This window comes from Nocardia sp. NPDC006044, from assembly GCF_042871115.1.
In the GTDB taxonomy this organism is placed as follows: domain Bacteria; phylum Actinomycetota; class Actinomycetes; order Mycobacteriales; family Mycobacteriaceae; genus Nocardia.
This window is the reverse complement of record NZ_JBIAID010000001.1, coordinates 1528737-1546210: the sequence shown is the minus strand read 5'-3', so window position 1 is coordinate 1546210 and position 17474 is coordinate 1528737. Positions and strand designations below refer to the sequence as shown.

The window sequence follows — 17474 nt, the reverse complement described above, 5'->3', positions numbered from 1 at the left end:
CGCCCGGCGCAGGACCGACATCCAACGCCGACGCGACATCCGAGCCCGACCCGATGCTCGACGCGGCAGTGGGTTCGGGTGCGCGAGATTCGGCGGTTGCGGCGGTCGATAGACGCGTGAGAACTTCCATAACCGCGGAGATCGCTGTATCCACTGCCGCGGCAACGGGTTCGGACAAGCCCATGCGCTCTTCCACGGTTTCGACCTGGCAACCGATCACGTACGTCGGCGGGAGTGTGCCGCCCAACGCGCGGACACTGGCGAACACCGCCTCCGGATTCATCGCGTGCGCATCGATGTTCGCGGCACCGCCGCTACCCGGCTCGGCCTGGAAGGCCCGAACATCGCCCGGCGCACCACGATTCGGCACGGCGTCGATCAGCACCAGCGCATCCCACCCGTCGAGCAGGTCGTACGCGAGATGCATTCCGCGGATCCCGTAATCGACCACGCGCACCGCGGGATCGGGGTGATGGGGCAGCCGCCGCACCACCTCGGGTCCGAATCCGTCGTCGCCGAGGAAGATATTGCCGATCCCCGCGACCAGCACCGTCGTCGTCAGATCACCCCTGATCCTCGGTCGGCGCGGTCGCCCCGCCGACCTCCGCGCCGCCGACCTCGCCGGTGGCGGTCTCGTCCGGAGCGTTCGCTTCGGTTTTGCGGCCCTCGTACGGCGGAGTCGGCGCCTCGGCGTCCGAACCGGCTGTCTCGTTGGTGAATTCGACCTGCCGCTCAGGATCGGTTCCCGCGGCCGAGGTCGTCTCCTCGTGCCCGATATCGCCCGCGGGCCGGTCCGCCGGACCGGCCGCGACCGCATCGGCGCCGGTATCACGCGAGCCCGGCTCGCCTCGCTCCGACTGGGGTTCTTCGCGCTGATCAGGGTCGGTCATGACGTTCTCCTCAGTGCTACATGTGCCGAATCTTCAGGTACCGCCGCAAATCCGGTATCGACCGAATGCCGATGTATGCGGCGCCGACGACGATCACCGCGACGACTGCGGTCGCGATAATTCCGACGATCTCCATATCGGGCCTTCCTTCTACTTTTCTGGGCTGGCGAGTGGTTCGATCTCATCCGGCGCGAAATACAGGTAGCGGCCGTACCATTCGTGCAGATCCGCCGCCGGGTCGTCCTCGATGACGACCCCGACATGCGCGTGGCCGTCCACGTCTTCGTGCACCGAGGTGACGCGGGCGATCTTTCCGGCGAAGAACAGGTCCTGCGCGTCGGCCCGCCGCGAGGGACGCAGCCGCACCAGGCTGCCCTTGCGCACCCGCACCCCGGCGATCGACACCGCATCGGACTCGGGCCGAACGGCGTTGTCGGCCAGCGGATCCCACCAATCGATGCCCTCGGGGATCTCCGGAATCAGCTGTGCCTGACCGAGATGCGGATCGCGCAATACACCGTGCAGCTGCTGCATCGCCTCCGGCGTCATGGCGTCGCAGCGGTCGATGATCTGGGCCGCCCGCGCATCAGTGGCGCGGGCCTGCGCCTTCTCCTCGTCGGTCATGGTCATCACCCGTAGCGTGAGGATCTCGTCGATCTCAGTGGAGTCGAACAGCGGCCCCTCGCTCTGCTCGGCGATCTCCGGGTGGTCATAGAGGATGATCGGCGAGATCAGCAGCAGGCTGTGGTCGCCGGGCGGCCCGGCGAGCACCGGGAAGCAGCGGTCGCGCACGCACCGGGCGGCGGCCTCGGCCGCGTCGTCCGGTGGTTCGAGCAGCGAAACAAACTGTCCGCCGGTGACTTCGGCGATGATGTGGGCGCCGATCAGCGAGCGAGCGATGGCGTCGCGCTGGTCCATCGCGGGCGGGCCGATATTGCGAAGCAGCACCGAGAGCCGCAGATAGCCGGCGTCCTGGTCGGCGGAGAGTGCGAGTTCCGCGTCCAGCGCGAGGCGGGTACGCACCAATCGGCCGGCGAGCTTGCCCTTCGAGTTCGTGATGTCTTCGATATCGGTGCCGCCGCTCACCCGCACCGGCCACGTGCCCGCGGCAGGCGGCATCGGGCCGAGCACGACTTCGCGTTCGGTGGCCTCGTCCCAGGCGATCCACGATCGGGCGTCGACGGTCAGCTCCGCCGTCCGCGATCCGTCCCGGTCCTCGACGGCGCGCCGCTGCAACTGCAGGAACCGGACCATCAGGGTGATCTCCGTGCCGGGGTTCGCGTCGATCAGGCACTGGGCCGAGATACTCGACTTCTCGCCGAGCCCGGCCGCGGCGGCGCCCTCCGGACCGAGCACGCCGAACTGCCAGCGCGACTGGTTCTTTCGCGAACTCGCCCGATAGGGGTACAGCAGGTAGCCCTCGTACAGCACCGCGTCGGCGACGGCGCGGGCCCTGGCTCTGATCTCGTCGGTCATGGCTGCGCCTCGCCGCCGTTGGTCGTCTGCTCGGTACACCGCGCCAGCAACTGGGTCACCGCGTCGTCGAAGCCGAGCATGCCGTGCCCGGATTTGTAGGCGGCCAACGCATCCAGGGTCTCCCTGCGCAAGCGCACCCAGCCGGTGTTCGGATAGTGCGCGGCCATCACGTCGTGCCACACCGAGACCGGCATGTCGAACTTGTCCTCGCGATCCCACGGAATCTGCTGGATGCCGAAACCCGTTGTCCCTCGGAGGAACACCGTCCCACTGAACAGGAAGAGCAACGGGACGCTGCCTTCGCGCAGCGCGTGCAGATACTTGGACCCGGTCACCTCGAAGTCGTAGGTGACCGGCATCGGCAGATCCACCTCGGACCCGCCGTGGAATCCGCGAATCATGGTGGCGCAGTGCATCCAGAGAAAGGTCCGCTGCGTGTCCCGCCAGCGTTCCCGCGGACCGAACAGGTCGGCCAGGCCCGCGCCCTCCTCCTCGGAGTACCGCCGGCGATGCGGTTCGATGCGCACCTGCGCGCGCAACGCGATCGCGTGCACGGGTTCCTCGGCGAGCGAGGCGATGCCGATGCGCGCGGTCAGATTCGGGGCCACGGCAAAGGGTTCCGGCTTGACGTCGAGAACCGCGAAGGTCATCGAGTTGACCGGACTCATCACGCACCGCCCGGAGGCGCCGGCCGCGCCCGCGCCGAGACCGCGGCGAAGAACTGATCGAGGTAGTCCCGCACGTCCCGGCCACCATCGAATCCCCGCCACAGTGTGCGCATTCGGCCGACGAACTCGTAGCAGGCGTCGATCGGCAGCAGCAGGCAGGTCGCGTCGCCGGTGCCGCGTTCGGGCACCCGGATCAGCAGCGCCTCGACATCCGCTGCCAGCACCGACAATTCGGGATGCCGGTGCAGCACCGCCTGCCATTCGGCCAGCGGCAGTTCGGATTCGGTGGCGCCGGCCGGTCCCGGATAGAACGCGACGGTCCGGTCCAGCGCGGAGTTGCGGAAGAAGAACGCAAGTCCCACCGGGATTTCCAGCGCGTCCCACTCCCCCTGGCTGATGTCGAAGCCGGGGAAACGCAGATAGCGGTCCGGCACCGCGCGATAGCGCAGCTGCGCGCTCTGCTCGGTGAACAGCAGATAGCATCCGCGACAGGTGCACATCAGTTGCCGGCCTTCGACATTCACCACGTGCTGGTGCTCGTCGGCGATCGGCTCGGCGCACATCTCGCACCGTTCGCCGACCGGGGTCGCGGGCGGGCGGTCGGCGGTGATGCGCTGCAAGACGCGAAACGGTGAGGTCATCCGCGCACCCCCACCGGCACGGCCACCGACAGTTCCCCGGCCCGCACCAGCACGGGCAGCGGTTCGAGATGCCCGTCGCCGTCCACCCGCGCGCCGGCCCGCACGGCATCGAAATGCGCGAGACAGCTCGGGCAGCGCAGCACAGCGTCACCGACCGGATAGCCGACCCGCCGATGCAGCGCGGCACCGGCCAGCGAGTTGTCGCAATTCGGGCAGTGATCCCGGTAGGCGAACAGGTTGTCGCCCACCCGGCAGGCCAGCACGACCAGACCGGCGATCGCGAACCCGCCCACCTCTCCGGGGCGAAGTTCCCCGAGTTCCGGTACGGCGACCCAGTTTCCGGCGGGCCGATCGGACTGCTGACCGTTGGCGTGCACCCGGGAGAACAATGAGTCGGCCGAGATCACGCTCGTCGATTCGGCCGGCGGCTGTGCCACTTCGATGGACACGATCTCGGGCGCGGCCGCGCGCACCGCGTCCTCGACCGCCAGTTCCAAGGTCACCGAGGAGGACGGGCACGTCTTGCAGCTGCCCGACAGTTCGAGCCGGACCACCCCGTCCTCGACGCCGAGCAATGCCACGTCCCCACCGTGCGACCCGAGGTAGGGCCGCACGGTGTCGAGTGCCGTCCGTATCCGGGTCTGCACGTCGTGCGGGTGCAGTCCGTGCACGAGGAGCAGGCTGGCGACCAGATCGTCGCGCACCAGCCGCTCGATCGTGCCGGTGTCGTTGCCGAGCAGGCGCAGCACGCGCCGCAATCCCGCGCCGTACAGATCCGCGACCTCACGCACGAGACTCTCGGCGCGCGCACGCGCCGCGGCGCCGCCGGCCGAACTCGCGTCCAGCAGGGTCTCGATCCGGTCACCCGCTGTCCGCCAACGGGTTTCATCGTCGAGCGCGGTGTCTGGCTGGTCTCCCGGGCGATCGTCCACTGTCATCTCTTCCGACCCTCCGCTCGACCGAGGCTCACTCCGCGGTCAGCGTTTGCGTCGGTGAGTGCAGTTTCTCCAGCGTCTTGCCGTCGCCGAGGTACATGTGCACGCCGCAGGGCAGGCAGGGATCGAAGCTGCGCACGGTGCGCATGATGTCGATGCCCTTGAAGTGCTCGCGGTCGTTCTCCTCGAAGATCGGCTGGCCCTGCACCGCGTCCTCGTACGGGCCCGGCGTGCCGTAGCTGTCGCGCGGATTGGCGTTCCAGGGCGTCGGCGGGTACGGGTGGTAGTTCGCGATCTTGCCGTCCCGGATCACCATGTGGTGCGACAGCACGCCGCGCACCGCCTCGGTGAAGCCGCAGCCGATGCCCTCGTCGGGCACCTCGAACTTCTCCCAGGTCTTGGTGTGGCCGGCCCGGATCTCTTCCAGCGCCTTCTCCGCGAAGTGCAACGCGCACGCGGCGGCGTAGGCCTGGAAGTAGGTGCGGGCGCGGTTGCGTTCGATCGTGTTGCTGCCGTGCACCGGGATGTGCCATTCGAAGCTGACCGGCCCCTTCAGCGCGGTCTTCGGCAGGTTGATCTGCACGCTGTGCCCGGTCGACTTCACGTAGCCGATGTCGACCAGCCCGGCCAGCGCGGTCGGCCACAGCCGGGCGAGCGGTCCGCCGCCGGTGTCGAGCGCGAGATGGTCCTTGCCGTCGAACCAGCGCGGCGACATGACCCAGCTGTACTTGTCGTCCATGTCGCGCTTCTGCGGCCTGGGGTTCGTGTGCTGATTCCAGGGATGCCTGCGGTCCACCGGGTTACCCAGCGGATCCGCCTTGACGAACATCTCCTGGTCGGTCCAGTCGTCGTAATACGAACTGCCCAACAGGATTCGGATGCCGAGATTGATGTCGACCAGTGATGTGGTGACCAGTCTGCCGTCGACGACGACACCCGGGGTCACGAACATCTTGCGGCCCCACTCGGCCATGTCCTTGTAGTCGAAGTTGCACACGTCGGGGTCTTGGAACGAACCCCAGCAGCCGAGCAGGGTGCGGCGCAGGCCCACCTGTTCGTACCCGGGCAGTGCCTCGTAGAAGAAGTCGAACAGGTCGTCGTGCATCGGCACGACCTTCTTCATGAATTCGACGTAGCGCATCAGCCGGGACATGTAGTCGGTCATCAGCTGGATCGTCGCGACCGTGCCGACGCCACCGGGATACAGCGTGGACGGATGCACGTGCCTGCCTTCCATCAGACAGAACATCTCCCGCGTATACCTGCTGACCTGCAACGCTTCCCGATAGAACTCGCCGGTGAACGGGTTGAGCGCCCGCATGATGTCGGCGATGGTCCGGTAGCCGTGATCGTTGGAGTGCGGCGAGAGGGTCTGCTCCGCCATGGCGAGCACGCCGGGGTTGGTCTCGGCGACCATCCGTTCGCAGAAATCGACGCCGACCAGGTTCTCCTGGAAGATGTTGTGGTCGAACATGTACTCGGCGGCCTCGCCGAGATTGACGATCCATTCGCCGAGGGCCGGCGGCTTCACCCCGTACGCCATGTTCTGGCAGTAACACGAGCAGGTCGCGTGGTTGTCCCCGCAGATGCCGCAGATGCGGCTGGTGATGAAGTGCGCGTCGCGCGGATCCTTGCCCTTCATGAAGATCGAGTAGCCGCGGAAGATCGACGAGGTGCTGTGGCACTCGACGACTTCCCGGTTCTCGAAGTCGATCTTGGTATAGATACCCAGGCTGCCGACGATGCGCGTGATCGGATCCCAGGCCATCTCGACGAGGCTGTTGGGTTCGATCTTCTTGTGCGACGGCTCGGGAACGATGGCAGTCATCGAAGATCCTCCTACCAGGTGCGAGTCGCGCCGGTTGTCAGCTTCTCGCCCTTGTGCCGCCAGCGCGGCTCTTGGTCGACCGTACGGCCGGTGATGTGCCGGAGGCTGCGGATCACCGATCCGTAGAGTCCGGATGCGGCGGAGGAGAGCTTCCCGCCGGGTGGTTCGTCCATGAACGGCATGAACTTGTCCGGGAAACCGGGCATGGTGCAGCCGATGCAGATGCCGCCCACATTCGGGCAGCCGCCGACGCCGTTGATCCAACCGCGTTTGGGCACATTGCATTTGACGACCGGACCCCAACAGCCCAGTTTGACAATGCATTTCGGCGAGCCGTACTCGGTCGCGAAATCGCCCTGCTCGTAATAGCCTGCGCGGTCGCAACCTTCGTGCACGGTCGCGCCGAACAGCCACTTGGGTCGCAGCGCCTCGTCGAGCGGGATCATCGGCGCCTGGCCGGTGGCCATGTAGAGCAGGTAGGTGAGTGTCTCCGACAGGTTGTCCGGTTGAATCGGGCAGCCCGGCACGCACACGATCGGAATGCCCGCCTTGCTCTTCCAGTCCCAGCCGAGGTAGTCGGGCACACCCATGGCGCCGGTCGGGTTGCCCGCCATCGCGTGGATGCCGCCGTAGGTGGCGCAGGTGCCGACCGCGACGACCGCGGTCGCCTTGGGCGCCAAGCGATCCAGCCACTCGCTGGTGGTCATCGGCTGGCCCGTCGCGGGGTCATTGCCGAAACCACACCAATAGCCTTCGTCGTGCAAATTCTCGTTGGGTATCGAACCCTCTACGACCAGCACAAAGGGTTCCAGTTCGCCTCTATCGGCTTTGAAAAACCACTCCAGGAAGTCGTCGGCCCCACCGTTCGGGCCGCACTCGAAGTCGATCAGCGGCCAATGCACCGCGATTTTGGGGAGCCCGGGTAGGGCGCCCAAGGCGATCTCTTCGATACTTGGCTGGGTGGCGGCGGTCAGTGCTACCGAGTCTCCATCGCAACTCAGACCCGCGTTGATCCAGAGCACATGGATCAGAGTCTCTTCGGCACGCACTGCTTCTCGAGTTGGCATCTAGCTGCCACCTTCCACAGCGGATCATCGGATTCGCGGTCTCTCTGGGCTTGAAGACACATCAACCGAATGTGATCCTGATCACGTTATTTTATTCCTGCTTGACAGCATGCTCAAGGCTGCCCGATTTCAGAGGATGGCGTTGCTCCAAAAGCCATGAGTACCAACGATCTACGCCGCGACCGGTGGTTACCGACAGCGGCAGGATCTCGACACCGGGATGCACCGCCCTGGCAAACTCGCCGCACTTGTCCAGATCGAAGTCGACATAAGGCAGCAGATCGATCTTGTTGATCAGCACCAACTCGGCTGCGGCGAACATGTGCGGGTACTTCAGCGGTTTGTCCGTACCCTCGGTCACCGAGATAACCACAACCTTGCTGCGCTCACCGAGATCGAAGAGTGCCGGGCAGACCAGATTTCCGACATTTTCGATGAACAACACCGTGCCGCGCGCGGGGTCCAGGGTTTCCAGCGCGCGGTGCAGCATCTGCGCGTCCAGGTGACAGCCGGCGCCGGTGTTGATCTGCACGACCTTGCAGCCGGTCGCCTGGATGCGCTCGGCGTCCAGCAGGGTCGCCTGGTCGCCCTCGATCACCGCCACCGGCAGGTCGGCGAGCTCGCGGATGGTCCGCTCGAGCAGCGTGGTCTTGCCCGCGCCCGGCGAGCTCATCATGTTCAACGCGAGTATGTCGCGCGCGGCCAGCCACTCCCGATTGCGTTGTGCCAGTTCGTCGTTCTTGGCGAGCACCTTCAGTTCCAGGCTGACCGTCTCGGTGCGGGGCAGGTGTACGTGGTCGGCGCCGGGACCGTGGTGATGATCATGGCCGTGCTCGTGGTCGTGCTCATGATCGCCGTGCTGGTGGTGTTCGTGCGGGACGCGGATCACGGCTGCCGCGTCGTCGCCACATCCACAGGTTGCGCACATGCTTCGCTCACTTCCATCGACCGGACGCGGAGCTCGCGTCCGGAAAGGATCTCGACGTCAGCGCTCCCGCAACGACACAGCACAATCGGATCGGCCAAGCCGAATTCGGCGCCGCAAGAACGGCACTCGCCGGTGCCGAGCATTTGCTCGATGACGAGTCGCGCCCCTTCCGCGACCGTCCCCTCGGCGGCGAGTTCGAAACAGAATTGCATCGCGTCGGGTACTACCGCACATAACGCGCCGACCTCGACGGTGACGCTGTGTACGGTCCGGCCTGCCGCGTGCTCACACACGGCATCGATGACGCTCTGGGTGATGGCCATTTCGTGCATCGCGGTTCTCGGATCATCGAGTAGGAACCCCTTTCGAGGCTACCTCCGCGCGCGCGGCCGCCGGGGCCGAATCAGTGCGCTCGTTCCGTTCGGGTAGCGACGATGCCGGCGAGAATGACGCGCAGGCCGTAGTCGAACTCGGCGTCGAAGTCCGCGGTGAAAAGGTCGCCGATCATGGTGGCGGTCAGCGGGAATCGGCCGGCATCCAGGACCTTGCCGATTCGGCCTGGACGATAGGGGTTGCTGTCGTATCCCGCGCCACCGCGGGCCTGTTCCTCGATCACGAAGCCGACCGTGTAGTGCAGCAGGATGGGAAAGACGCGGGCCGCCTCGGGGAGGGTGAAACCGGCGTCCTCCAGCGTGCGTAGCGTCAATTCCACTGTGCGCCACATTGCTTCGTCCTCGACGTAGGTGCCGGCCAGGACGTTGGCGCCGTCCCGGTAGCGCAGCATCGCGCGGCGCAGCCGGGCGGCGAGCCCGATCGTCCAGTCCTGCCAGGTCTCGTCGCGCCGCGGCGCCTCGACGCCGTCGATGGCCGCGATGAAGACGGTGCGCGCCATGGCGTCGAGCAGTTCGCGCTTGTTCTTCACGTGCCAGTAGAGCGCGGGGGCCTGCACGTCGAGTGCGGCGGCCACCTTGCGCATGGTCAGCCCGTCGAGGCCGACCTCGTCGAGCAGATCGAGCGCCGCCTGGGCGATGACCTGGGAATCGAGTCTCACTCGCGCCTCCTATCGGGATCTCTTGACAGATTAACAACGTTCACGTCTACTTAACGCCGTTAAGGGATTTAACATTGTTAAGGAGACCGTCATGGAGACCACCGAGGTTGTCATCGCAGGTGGCGGGCCTACCGGGTTGATGCTGGCGAGCGAGCTGCGGCTCGCCGGAGTCGACGTCGTGCTACTCGACGGGCTGCCGGCGCGCACCGGCGAATCGCGGGCCGGCGGCATCCACGCCCGCACCATGGAGATCTTCGATCAGCGCGGACTGCTCGACGACCTGCTGGCGCAGGGCCGGATGCTGCCCGGCGGACACTTCGGCGGCCTGCGGCTGGACTTCGGCGACTTCGACACTCGGTACCCGTTCATGCTCGCCGTGCTGCAGTCGGTGGTCGAGCGCGAACTCGACCGGCGCGCAACCGAATTGGGCGCGCCGGTGCGGTGGGGTTCGCCGGTGACCGGGTTCCGGCAGGACGCGACGGGGATCGACGTCGAGGTCGGCGGACCCGGCGGTCCCCGCACGATTCGCGCCGCCTACCTGGTCGGCTGCGACGGCGGCCGCAGCGCGGTGCGCAAGCTGGCCGGCATCGGTTTCCCCGGCACCGAGGCGACCGCGACCGGCATGCTGGCCGATGTCGAACTGACCGACCCGCCGGAGACGCAATTCTTCGGCCTGCGGCGCGGGGCCGGCGACTACTCGGTGGTGCAGTTCGAACCCGGTTGGTATCGGCTGGTCGTGCAGCGGCACGACTTGGTCATGCCGCGCGGATCGACGCTGACGTTCGAGGAGTTCCGGGCCAACTACGCCGAGATCGCGGGCACCGATTTCGGCATGCACAGCCCCCGCTGGGTGACGCATTACGGGGACGCGGCGCGGCAGGCCGAGCACTACCGCGATGGGCGGGTGTTCCTCGCCGGAGATGCCGCGCACATCCACTACCCCGCCGGCGGGCAGGGACAGAACCTCTCCGTGCAGGACGCGGTCAATCTCGGGTGGAAGTTGGCAATCGCGTTGCGCACCAATTCATCCGAGGTGCTCGACACCTACGAGCCGGAACGGCAGCCGGTCGGGGCGCGGGTGCTGAACAACACCCGGGCACAGACCGCGCTGCAACGGCCCGGTGCGCACATGGAGGCGCTGCGCGACGTCATGGGCGATCTGATCGATATGGACGCGGTTCGGCATCGACTCGGCCTGATGATCACCGGGCTGGACATCCGCTATGACACCAAGGGCGATCATCCGCTGGCCGGACGGCGGGTACCGGACGGAGACCTCGGCACCGCCGACGGCGACACCCGAGTCTTCGAACTGCTCCGCTCGGGCCACCCGATCCTGTTGCGCCTCAACGGAAACCAGGTGCCATTGCCCGCCGGCTGGCAGGGTCGCGTCGATCTCGTCGACGCCCACACCCGCGACCAGCGGTGGTCCGTCCCCGCCGTTGGCGACATCGCGGTCCCCGCCGCCATCCTCATCCGACCCGACGGTTACGCGGCCTGGGTCACCGACGAGCCCAGCGACGAAGGCCTGCCCGAAGCGCTGACCATCTGGTTCGGCCCGGCGTCTTGACTCCGGGACCGACCAGGACCTGACAGAGCACCCGCCGTGCCTACGCCATCTCCGGTACGAGACCACCCAGGCCGGAAGTGATTCACGACCTGCGCCACGAATCCGGCCGGCGACGACGGCTTGACCTCCGTCGTGTCCCGCTCGGGCGCGCTGCGAACCGGGTTGGTATCTCACGAATGGCGGGGTGGCGGCGTTTTCGGAGTGTGAGTATGCAGCGGAGGTTGTCCGAGGTTCGTGCTTCCCGATCGGCCGAACGCGGTGGAGGATCTGCGGGATCGAGGTGGGGTGGGGACGGGCGGCCGTCGCCTCGGTTGCGGAATCTGGGGTTGTCGACTCCGGCGCCGGCTCCCCTGCCGCACACCGATGCGGAGCTCGGGCGTGTGCTGGTGATGTTGCAGCAACAGGCTCGGAATGGGACGACCGTCAGCATTGGACACAGTCGCGACGCGAACTCTGTCGCTGCGGCGCATGCTTTTGCCTCGGCGTGGCGCGAGCGCGGGCACCGCGTGTCGGCGGTGGTGGATTGGCCCGAGGACGCGGCATCGTGGCTGCGGCAGGCGCGGCGGCTCACGGCCGGGGAACCCGACGCGTGGGTGATCGCCGCCGCGGTCGAGGGATTCGTTCAGTTGAGCCGGCGGCTCGTGCACTCCACGCACTGGACCGCGCGGCGCACCTTCGCGTTCGCGGCGCTGGCCGATCCCAGGTGCGGCGTGCTCGCCGGCCCCGGAGTCCTGGACGGACTGCGGGGCGCGACCGGCGAGGGTGGGAGCTGGACAATCTCTGGCAACGAGGTAATCCTCGGTGCCGACTGACTATCCGGTCTGGTCGTCGATCGTCGCTACGGCGGCATTCTTCTGCACCGACTCGATGCCGTTCTTGGCCGCGGCCTTGCTCTCATACGCCTGGCTCGCGGCGATGACCTCGCCGTTCGGCGCTTTGAGCCGCCATCGGGTCTTCGCGGCCTTGTCCGTGTACAGCTCGAATTTCGCGGCCATCACTAACCTCGTCCTTCGTTCGACCGGATAACACCTATCTCCAGAGGAGTAACCTTTTCAGGATCGGCTCAATCGTGGTGGCGATCGATCAGCAACATCGACCGGGCCGGAGGGTCACGTGCTGCTGACCGCCTCGTGCTTGATGGATTCCTCGGCGTGCGTGGCACCGATCCAGTGCAGCAGGTCGTGGATCGTGTCGTCGGCGAGGCGATAGCGGACGATGCGGCCGTGCTTCGAACTGGCCACCCACCCCTGATGCCGGAGCAGGCGCAAGGCGTGCGAGACGGCGGTTCCGGACATGCCGACCGCCGCGGCGAGATCGCTGACGCTGATGTCGGGCGCGTGGTGCAGGCACACCAGAAGCCGGAGCCGGTTGGCGTCGGAGAGCAACTCGAACCGGCCGGCCCAATGCTCGATGCCGCCGATGTCCAAACCCGAAGCGGCCCGGCCTGCGTGGTCGGGGTCCAGCGGAATGCTCACTGCCACACGTCCACTCTGCCGGTCCCGGGCGACTACGACCAGTCCTTGCCGATATCAGAACATCTGTTCAACTGATCAGGTATCGCGCGTATCGTCTTCAGGAGTGAGCAGCAGCACCACTCAGGCCATGCACATGAGCGACGGCATCGTGAACGCGCCGACCTCGTTGATCTTCGCGGTGATCGCGGTCGCGGGCCTGGGTTTCGCGGGCTGGCGGGCACGCGCCGAACTGGACGAGCGGGCCGCGCCGATGGCCGGACTGGTGGCCGCGTTCATCTTCGCGGTGCAGATGGTGAACTTCCCGATCATGCCGGGGGTGAGCGGGCACCTGCTGGGCGGCGCGCTCGCGGCGATCCTGGTCGGGCCGTATGTCGGCGCGTTGTGCGTGGCGATTGTGCTTGTCGTGCAGGCGCTTCTGTTCGCCGACGGCGGGTTGACCGCGCTCGGGACGAACATCACCAACATGTCGCTGATCGGCGTGACCATCGGCTACACGGTCGCTCGCCTCGTCCTGCCGGTGCTGTCGCGGCGACGGGCCGACGCGGGGATCGGGATCGTCGGATTCGTCGCGGCCTTCGTCGGGACGGTCGGCGCCGCACTGGGTTTCGTGATCGAGTACGCCATCGGCGGCGCGGCGGGTTCGACCGTCGGCGCGGTCGCGGGATACATGCTGGTGACGCACGCGTTGATCGGTGTCGGCGAAGGGGTCATCACCGCGATCACGCTCATCGCCGTGGTCAATGCGCGACCCGATCTCGTCTATCTGCTGCGGGTTACCGGTCAGCGCCGGACGGCCGCGACACCGTTGCGCCCCAGATTGTCGATGACCGGGTTCTTGTTCGCGTTCGCCGCGGTCGCCGTGCTCGTCGCGGGACTGCTGTCGTACGTGGCGAGTTCGCAGCCGGACGGGCTCGACGCCACCACTCAGCGCGGCTGCACCACGGTTCAGGTCGACGGCGCCGAACAGCTCGCGGGCGACTGCATCGCCAAGAACGCCACGGAGCACCACCTCGCGAAATCGCCGCTGGCCGGGTACACCATCGACGGCGACGACAAACTCACCGGCGTGGCAGGCGTTCTCGGGGTGGCCGCCGCGTTCGCGGTGCTGTTCGCGGTGGTGAACCTGATCCGGACGGGACGGCGCAAGCATCCGGCCGAGCGGCCGGAGTCGGCGTAAGTGGCCGTGACCAGTCATCGCCTGTATCTACCGGGAAGTTCGACCGCGCATCGGGTGCCGGCCGAGGTGAAGATCGTCTGCGCGGTGCTCACGGTCTTCGCCGTGGTGGCGACGCCGCGAGAGTTGTTCTGGCCGTTCGGTGGTTATGCGCTCGGCTTGGTCGTGCTGTGGCGGTGGGCGGGCATTCCGCTGCGCTGGATCGGGCCGCGGCTGCTCATCGAATTGCCATTCGTGGTGCTGGCGGCGCTGCTGCCGTTCGCGGCGGGGGCGCCGCGGACGACGTTTCTCGGGCTGTCGCTGTCGGTGACCGGGCTGTACGCGGCGTGGGGCATTGTCGCGAAAGGGACCATCGGCGTGGGAGTTTCGTTGACGTTGGCGGCGACGACCAGCGTGCGCGAACTGCCGGGCGGGCTGACCAGGCTGCGGGTTCCCGGCATGATCGTCACGATTGTCGTGCTGATGCTGCGTTATGTCGACGTGCTGCTGGAGGAGGCGGCACGGATGCGGCTGGCGCGGATCTCCCGCGGCGACGACCCGCGAACCCTGCGCCAGGCGGGCGCGACCGCGCGGGGGGCGGGCACCCTGTTCCTGCGGTCCTACGAACGCGGCGAGCGAGTGCATCTGGCGATGTTGTCGCGCGGGTTCGACGGCGCGGTACCGGATTTCGGCACCCTGCCCGCGACCCGGACGCAATGGCTGTTCGGCTGTGTCCCCGCTGCCGCCGCACTCTGCGTCTGCCTGACCGCGTGGGTGCTCCGATGACCGAGATCGCTACGCCCGCAGTGCGTTTGGTGGACCTGACCTTCGCCTACCCGGACGGAACCGGCGCCCTGCGCGGCGTCAATCTCGACATCCACCCGGGTGAACGCGTCGCCGTCCTCGGCCCCAACGGCGCCGGAAAGTCCACCCTCATGCTGCATTTGAACGGCGTGCTCACCGCGGAATCCGGGGAGGTGCACATCGGCGGAACCCTGCTGGACCGCAGGACCGTGCGCGCCATCCGGCAACGTGTCGGGCTCGTGTTCCAAGACCCCGACGACCAACTGTTCATGCCGACCGTCGAACAAGACGTCGCGTTCGGGCCGGCCAATTTCGGTGTCCGCGGCGATCAGCTCGCCGAGCAGGTCCGCGACGCCCTCGCCGCGGTCGGCATGTCCGGCCGGGCCGACCGCTCCCCCACCCAGCTCTCCGTCGGCGAACGCCGCCGCGCCGCGCTGGCCACCGTCCTGGCCTGCCGCCCAGAGGTACTCGTCCTGGACGAGCCGGCCGCCAACCTCGATCCCGTCGCGCGCCGCGAACTCGCCGACGTCCTCACCGCCCTTCCGACCACGATCCTGATGGTCACTCACGATCTCCCCTACGCGCAGCGCATTTGCGACAGGGTCGTCATCCTCGACGCGGGCCGGATTGTCGCCAACGGGCCGACCGACGAAATCCTCGACGACACAGCACTTCTCGCCAAACACCGGCTGAGCTGACCGCGACCGATCGCGCCGGCGGATCGTCGATTACGTTGACCGCATGAGTGATATCCAGATCTCGACCGCACTCCATGCCACGGCCGAACTCGCGCACGAGCTGAACGCCCTGGTCCGCCAGCTGTCGAAAACGGCCGCGCCCCTCACCGTCGAGGCGCTCGCCGAACTCATCGAATCCGACTCCGCGACACTGCTGATCGCCGAATCCGACGCGGGCGTCGTCGGCACGCTCACGCTGATCACCTACCCCATCCCGACCGGCATCCGTGCTCGAATCGAAGACGTGGTCGTCGACGAGTCCGCCCGCGGCAAGGGCGTCGCGCTCGAACTCACCAACACCGCGGTCGAACTCGCGCGCAAAGCCGGTGCGCGCACGGTCGACCTGACGTCGCGACCGTCACGCGAGGCAGCGAACCGTCTCTACCAGCGAGCAGGCTTCGCGCCCCGCGACTCCCTCACCTACCGCCTACCCCTCGAGCGGAACTGACTCACGCCGGCGCCGGCGCGGACTCCGGGTGGCGGTGCAGGCCTTTGCGTTCGTAGAACGAGGTCGCCGCGTACCCGAGCGCGAGCGCGAGGACCAGCCCGACGGCCATCATCGTCCAGGCGCGGAACAGCCCGGCGTCACCGGAAGCGTTGAAGTACAGGATCGCTCGAACGCCTCCGGTGAGTTGCCGCATGGGTTCGAACACGCTGAGGTGGCGATAGAAGGCGGGCACGGTCTCCAGCGGAATGGTGCCGCCGGACGACGGAATCGCCAGCGCGATGAAGACGAAGGTGGACACGAACATGCCGGGCGTGCCGAAGGTCGCCAGGATCCCGCGCCACCTCGTCTCGAAACAGCTTGCGGTCAGGACAGTTTCAGTGAACGCCCGATGATCTCCTTCATGATCTCGGTGGTGCCGCCGTAGATCGTCTGGACGCGAGCGTCCATGTACGCCTTGGCAATCGGGTATTCCTTCATGTAGCCGTAGCCGCCGTGCAGCTGGAGGCAGCGATCGATGAGCTCGACCTGCTCCTCGGTGCTCCACCACTTCGCCATGGCGGCGTCCTCGACGGAGAGCTTGCCGCGGTTGAGGTCCTCGATGAAGCGGTCGACCAGGACGCGGACGGCGGTGGCCTTGGTCGCGAGTTCGGCGAGCACGAAGCGGGTGTTCTGGAAGGTGCCGATCGGCTTGCCGAACGCCTTGCGGTCGCGCACGTACTGAACGGTCATGTCCAGGCACGCCTCCATGGCCGCGGCGGCCATCACGGCGATGGACAGGCGCTCCTGCGGGAGGTTCTGCATCAGGTGGATGAAGCCCGACCCCTCCTGGCCGAGCAGGTTGGCGGCGGGCACCCGGACGTCGGTGAAGCTCAGCTCGGCGGTGTCCTGCGCCTTGAGGCCGAGCTTGTCCAGATTGCGGCCGCGTTCGAAGCCGGGCATGCCGCGCTCGACGACGAGCAGGCTGAAGCCCATCGCGCCCTTGTCCGGGTCGGTCTGCGCGACCACGATGACGATATCGGAGTTGATGCCGTTGGTGATGAAGGTCTTGGCGCCGTTGAGCACCCAGTCGTCACCGTCGCGGACCGCGCGGGTCTTGATGCCCTGGAGGTCGGAGCCGGTGCCGGGCTCGGTCATGGCGATGGCGGTGATGATCTCGCCGGAACAGAAGCCGGGCAGCCAGCGCCGCTTCTGCTCCTCGTTGGCCAGCTCGGACAGGTACGGGGCGATCACATCGTTGTGCAGGGCGAAGCCGAGGCCGGAGTACTGGCCGCGCACCGATTCCTCGGCCACGATCGCGTTGTAGCGGAAATCCTTGACCCCGCCGCCGCCGTATTCCTCCGGCATGGCCATGCCGAGGAAGCCCTGCTTGCCCGCCTCCAGCCAGACCTCGCGGTCGACAATTCCCTGCTCTTCCCACTTCGCGTGGTTCGGCGCGACGTGCTGATCGAGAAACTTGCGGAACGACTCCCGGAACAGATCGTGCTCGGGTTCGAACAGTGTGCGCTCCACACCAACCTCCTAGTGACCACACCGGCCGGTCCACACCGACCCGTCGTTGTCTCATACGGTACCCGGAATGAGAATCGCAGTTCACTTCTGGGGCGTAATCACCTGCTAACCAGGCCCTGCGGCGGGCTGCGCGGAAGAAGATCGAGATTCTCGACAAACCGCGGCGGAACCGGCCGTGTCCTCGGCCACACAATTCCGACGCCGTGTTAACCCGCTGTCCAACTTGTGGTGAACATCAGCGTGCGACCGTGGGGCAATGGCGGCGACCCTCATCGCGACGGCTCCGACCGGTTC

General features: G+C 67.1%; 21 protein-coding genes and 2 pseudogenes. 7 read left to right on the top strand and 16 right to left on the bottom strand.

The features are described from left to right. Positions 1 to 73: 73 nt before the first annotated feature. From ACFYO1_RS07360 to ACFYO1_RS07305, 12 genes and pseudogenes are all read right to left on the bottom strand, one after another. Positions 74 to 562, bottom strand: a pseudogene (locus tag ACFYO1_RS07360) (hydrogenase maturation protease); the annotation flags it as partial. A gap of 1 nt (position 563) precedes the next feature. Continuing rightward, positions 564 to 890, bottom strand: coding sequence for a hypothetical protein (locus ACFYO1_RS07355; RefSeq protein ID WP_387228066.1), 327 nt, complete (start codon positions 888 to 890; stop codon positions 564 to 566). A 16-nt stretch (positions 891 to 906) separates the two neighbouring features. Then, a complete protein-coding gene (locus ACFYO1_RS07350) occupies positions 907 to 1026 on the bottom strand; it encodes a DUF6893 family small protein (protein ID WP_387228064.1) in 120 nt (39 codons plus the stop codon). A 14-nt stretch (positions 1027 to 1040) separates the two neighbouring features. Then, the gene (locus ACFYO1_RS07345) at positions 1041 to 2366 is read right to left on the bottom strand and encodes a hypothetical protein (RefSeq protein ID WP_387228062.1); all 1326 of its coding nucleotides are present in this window, start codon (positions 2364 to 2366) and stop codon (positions 1041 to 1043) included. Continuing rightward, the gene (locus tag ACFYO1_RS07340; protein WP_387228060.1) at positions 2363 to 3016 is read right to left on the bottom strand and encodes a DUF6084 family protein; all 654 of its coding nucleotides are present in this window, start codon (positions 3014 to 3016) and stop codon (positions 2363 to 2365) included. The genes ACFYO1_RS07345 and ACFYO1_RS07340 overlap by 4 nt, the downstream gene beginning before the upstream one ends. 17 nt (positions 3017 to 3033) lie before the next feature. Next, entirely contained in the window at positions 3034 to 3675 is a 642-nt protein-coding gene (locus tag ACFYO1_RS07335) for a DUF5947 family protein (RefSeq protein WP_387228058.1), read from the bottom strand. Continuing rightward, a complete protein-coding gene (locus ACFYO1_RS07330) occupies positions 3672 to 4613 on the bottom strand; it encodes a NifU family protein (RefSeq protein WP_387228056.1) in 942 nt (313 codons plus the stop codon). Before ACFYO1_RS07330 ends, ACFYO1_RS07335 begins: the two co-directional genes overlap by 4 nt. Before the next feature lie 28 nt (positions 4614 to 4641). Further along, positions 4642 to 6438, bottom strand: a complete 1797-nt coding sequence (locus tag ACFYO1_RS07325) for a nickel-dependent hydrogenase large subunit (protein ID WP_387228054.1) — start codon at positions 6436 to 6438, stop codon at positions 4642 to 4644. A gap of 11 nt (positions 6439 to 6449) precedes the next feature. Beyond that, positions 6450 to 7505, bottom strand: coding sequence for a hydrogenase expression protein HypE (locus ACFYO1_RS07320; protein WP_387228052.1), 1056 nt, complete (start codon positions 7503 to 7505; stop codon positions 6450 to 6452). Between the two features lie 91 nt (positions 7506 to 7596). Next, positions 7597 to 8433 (bottom strand): hydrogenase nickel incorporation protein HypB, encoded by an 837-nt coding sequence (gene hypB / locus ACFYO1_RS07315; RefSeq protein ID WP_387228050.1) that lies wholly within the window; start codon positions 8431 to 8433, stop codon positions 7597 to 7599. Then, positions 8391 to 8765 (bottom strand): hydrogenase maturation nickel metallochaperone HypA, encoded by a 375-nt coding sequence (locus tag ACFYO1_RS07310; RefSeq protein WP_387228049.1) that lies wholly within the window; start codon positions 8763 to 8765, stop codon positions 8391 to 8393. The genes hypB and ACFYO1_RS07310 overlap by 43 nt, the downstream gene beginning before the upstream one ends. A 71-nt stretch (positions 8766 to 8836) precedes the next feature. Next, positions 8837 to 9484, bottom strand: a complete 648-nt coding sequence (locus tag ACFYO1_RS07305) for a TetR/AcrR family transcriptional regulator C-terminal domain-containing protein (protein ID WP_387228047.1) — start codon at positions 9482 to 9484, stop codon at positions 8837 to 8839. Positions 9485 to 9575: 91 nt separating this feature from the next. Between ACFYO1_RS07305 and ACFYO1_RS07300 the strand changes: the two genes are divergently transcribed. Together ACFYO1_RS07300 and ACFYO1_RS07295 are read left to right on the top strand one after the other, a co-directional pair. Further along, positions 9576 to 11054, top strand: coding sequence for an FAD-dependent monooxygenase (locus ACFYO1_RS07300; protein ID WP_387228045.1), 1479 nt, complete (start codon positions 9576 to 9578; stop codon positions 11052 to 11054). Between the two features lie 515 nt (positions 11055 to 11569). Beyond that, positions 11570 to 11866, top strand: a complete 297-nt coding sequence (locus tag ACFYO1_RS07295) for a hypothetical protein (RefSeq protein ID WP_387228043.1) — start codon at positions 11570 to 11572, stop codon at positions 11864 to 11866. Here the strand turns inward: ACFYO1_RS07295 and ACFYO1_RS07290 are convergent, their stop codons facing one another. Beyond that, the gene (locus tag ACFYO1_RS07290; RefSeq protein WP_387228041.1) at positions 11867 to 12049 is read right to left on the bottom strand and encodes a YegP family protein; all 183 of its coding nucleotides are present in this window, start codon (positions 12047 to 12049) and stop codon (positions 11867 to 11869) included. A gap of 114 nt (positions 12050 to 12163) precedes the next feature. Then, positions 12164 to 12517, bottom strand: coding sequence for an ArsR/SmtB family transcription factor (locus ACFYO1_RS07285; protein ID WP_387231751.1), 354 nt, complete (start codon positions 12515 to 12517; stop codon positions 12164 to 12166). 139 nt (positions 12518 to 12656) lie between these two features. On the opposite strand from ACFYO1_RS07285, the pseudogene ACFYO1_RS07280 reads away from it, so the two are divergent. The 5 genes and pseudogenes from ACFYO1_RS07280 to ACFYO1_RS07260 all read left to right on the top strand — a co-directional run. Beyond that, positions 12657 to 13319: pseudogene (locus ACFYO1_RS07280) on the top strand (energy-coupling factor ABC transporter permease); the annotation flags it as partial. Between the two features lie 33 nt (positions 13320 to 13352). After that, the gene (locus ACFYO1_RS07275; RefSeq protein ID WP_387231749.1) at positions 13353 to 13706 is read left to right on the top strand and encodes a PDGLE domain-containing protein; all 354 of its coding nucleotides are present in this window, start codon (positions 13353 to 13355) and stop codon (positions 13704 to 13706) included. Then, the gene (gene cbiQ, locus ACFYO1_RS07270; protein ID WP_387228039.1) at positions 13707 to 14468 is read left to right on the top strand and encodes a cobalt ECF transporter T component CbiQ; all 762 of its coding nucleotides are present in this window, start codon (positions 13707 to 13709) and stop codon (positions 14466 to 14468) included. Next, positions 14465 to 15184 (top strand): energy-coupling factor ABC transporter ATP-binding protein, encoded by a 720-nt coding sequence (locus ACFYO1_RS07265; RefSeq protein ID WP_387228037.1) that lies wholly within the window; start codon positions 14465 to 14467, stop codon positions 15182 to 15184. Before cbiQ ends, ACFYO1_RS07265 begins: the two co-directional genes overlap by 4 nt. A gap of 43 nt (positions 15185 to 15227) precedes the next feature. After that, entirely contained in the window at positions 15228 to 15671 is a 444-nt protein-coding gene (locus tag ACFYO1_RS07260; RefSeq protein WP_387228035.1) for a GNAT family N-acetyltransferase, read from the top strand. A 1-nt stretch (position 15672) separates the two neighbouring features. Here ACFYO1_RS07260 and ACFYO1_RS07255 read toward each other — a convergent pair whose 3' ends face one another. After that, the gene (locus ACFYO1_RS07255; RefSeq protein ID WP_387228033.1) at positions 15673 to 15975 is read right to left on the bottom strand and encodes a hypothetical protein; all 303 of its coding nucleotides are present in this window, start codon (positions 15973 to 15975) and stop codon (positions 15673 to 15675) included. Positions 15976 to 16034: 59 nt separating this feature from the next. Then, positions 16035 to 17180: an acyl-CoA dehydrogenase family protein gene (locus ACFYO1_RS07250; protein ID WP_387228031.1), complete on the bottom strand. Its 1146-nt coding sequence runs from the start codon at positions 17178 to 17180 to the stop codon at positions 16035 to 16037. Positions 17181 to 17474: the final 294 nt, after the last annotated feature.

Bases quoted from the DNA above. Each gene is read 5' to 3' on its own strand.
- ACFYO1_RS07355 (WP_387228066.1), bottom strand. From the start codon at position 890: ATGACCGACCCTGATCAGCGCGAAGAACCCCAGTCGGAGCGAGGCGAG.
- ACFYO1_RS07350 (WP_387228064.1), bottom strand. From the start codon at position 1,026: ATGGAGATCGTCGGAATTATCGCGACCGCAGTCGTCGCGGTGATCGTC.
- ACFYO1_RS07345 (WP_387228062.1), bottom strand. From the start codon at position 2,366: ATGACCGACGAGATCAGAGCCAGGGCCCGCGCCGTCGCCGACGCGGTG.
- ACFYO1_RS07340 (WP_387228060.1), bottom strand. From the start codon at position 3,016: ATGACCTTCGCGGTTCTCGACGTCAAGCCGGAACCCTTTGCCGTGGCC.
- ACFYO1_RS07335 (WP_387228058.1), bottom strand. From the start codon at position 3,675: ATGACCTCACCGTTTCGCGTCTTGCAGCGCATCACCGCCGACCGCCCG.
- ACFYO1_RS07330 (WP_387228056.1), bottom strand. From the start codon at position 4,613: ATGACAGTGGACGATCGCCCGGGAGACCAGCCAGACACCGCGCTCGAC.
- ACFYO1_RS07325 (WP_387228054.1), bottom strand. From the start codon at position 6,438: ATGACTGCCATCGTTCCCGAGCCGTCGCACAAGAAGATCGAACCCAAC.
- ACFYO1_RS07320 (WP_387228052.1), bottom strand. From the start codon at position 7,505: ATGCCAACTCGAGAAGCAGTGCGTGCCGAAGAGACTCTGATCCATGTG.
- hypB (WP_387228050.1), bottom strand. From the start codon at position 8,433: ATGTGCGCAACCTGTGGATGTGGCGACGACGCGGCAGCCGTGATCCGC.
- ACFYO1_RS07310 (WP_387228049.1), bottom strand. From the start codon at position 8,765: ATGCACGAAATGGCCATCACCCAGAGCGTCATCGATGCCGTGTGTGAG.
- ACFYO1_RS07300 (WP_387228045.1), top strand. From the start codon at position 9,576: ATGGAGACCACCGAGGTTGTCATCGCAGGTGGCGGGCCTACCGGGTTG.
- ACFYO1_RS07290 (WP_387228041.1), bottom strand. From the start codon at position 12,049: ATGGCCGCGAAATTCGAGCTGTACACGGACAAGGCCGCGAAGACCCGA.
- ACFYO1_RS07275 (WP_387231749.1), top strand. From the start codon at position 13,353: ATGACCGGGTTCTTGTTCGCGTTCGCCGCGGTCGCCGTGCTCGTCGCG.
- ACFYO1_RS07265 (WP_387228037.1), top strand. From the start codon at position 14,465: ATGACCGAGATCGCTACGCCCGCAGTGCGTTTGGTGGACCTGACCTTC.
- ACFYO1_RS07260 (WP_387228035.1), top strand. From the start codon at position 15,228: ATGAGTGATATCCAGATCTCGACCGCACTCCATGCCACGGCCGAACTC.
- ACFYO1_RS07255 (WP_387228033.1), bottom strand. From the start codon at position 15,975: ATGTTCGTGTCCACCTTCGTCTTCATCGCGCTGGCGATTCCGTCGTCC.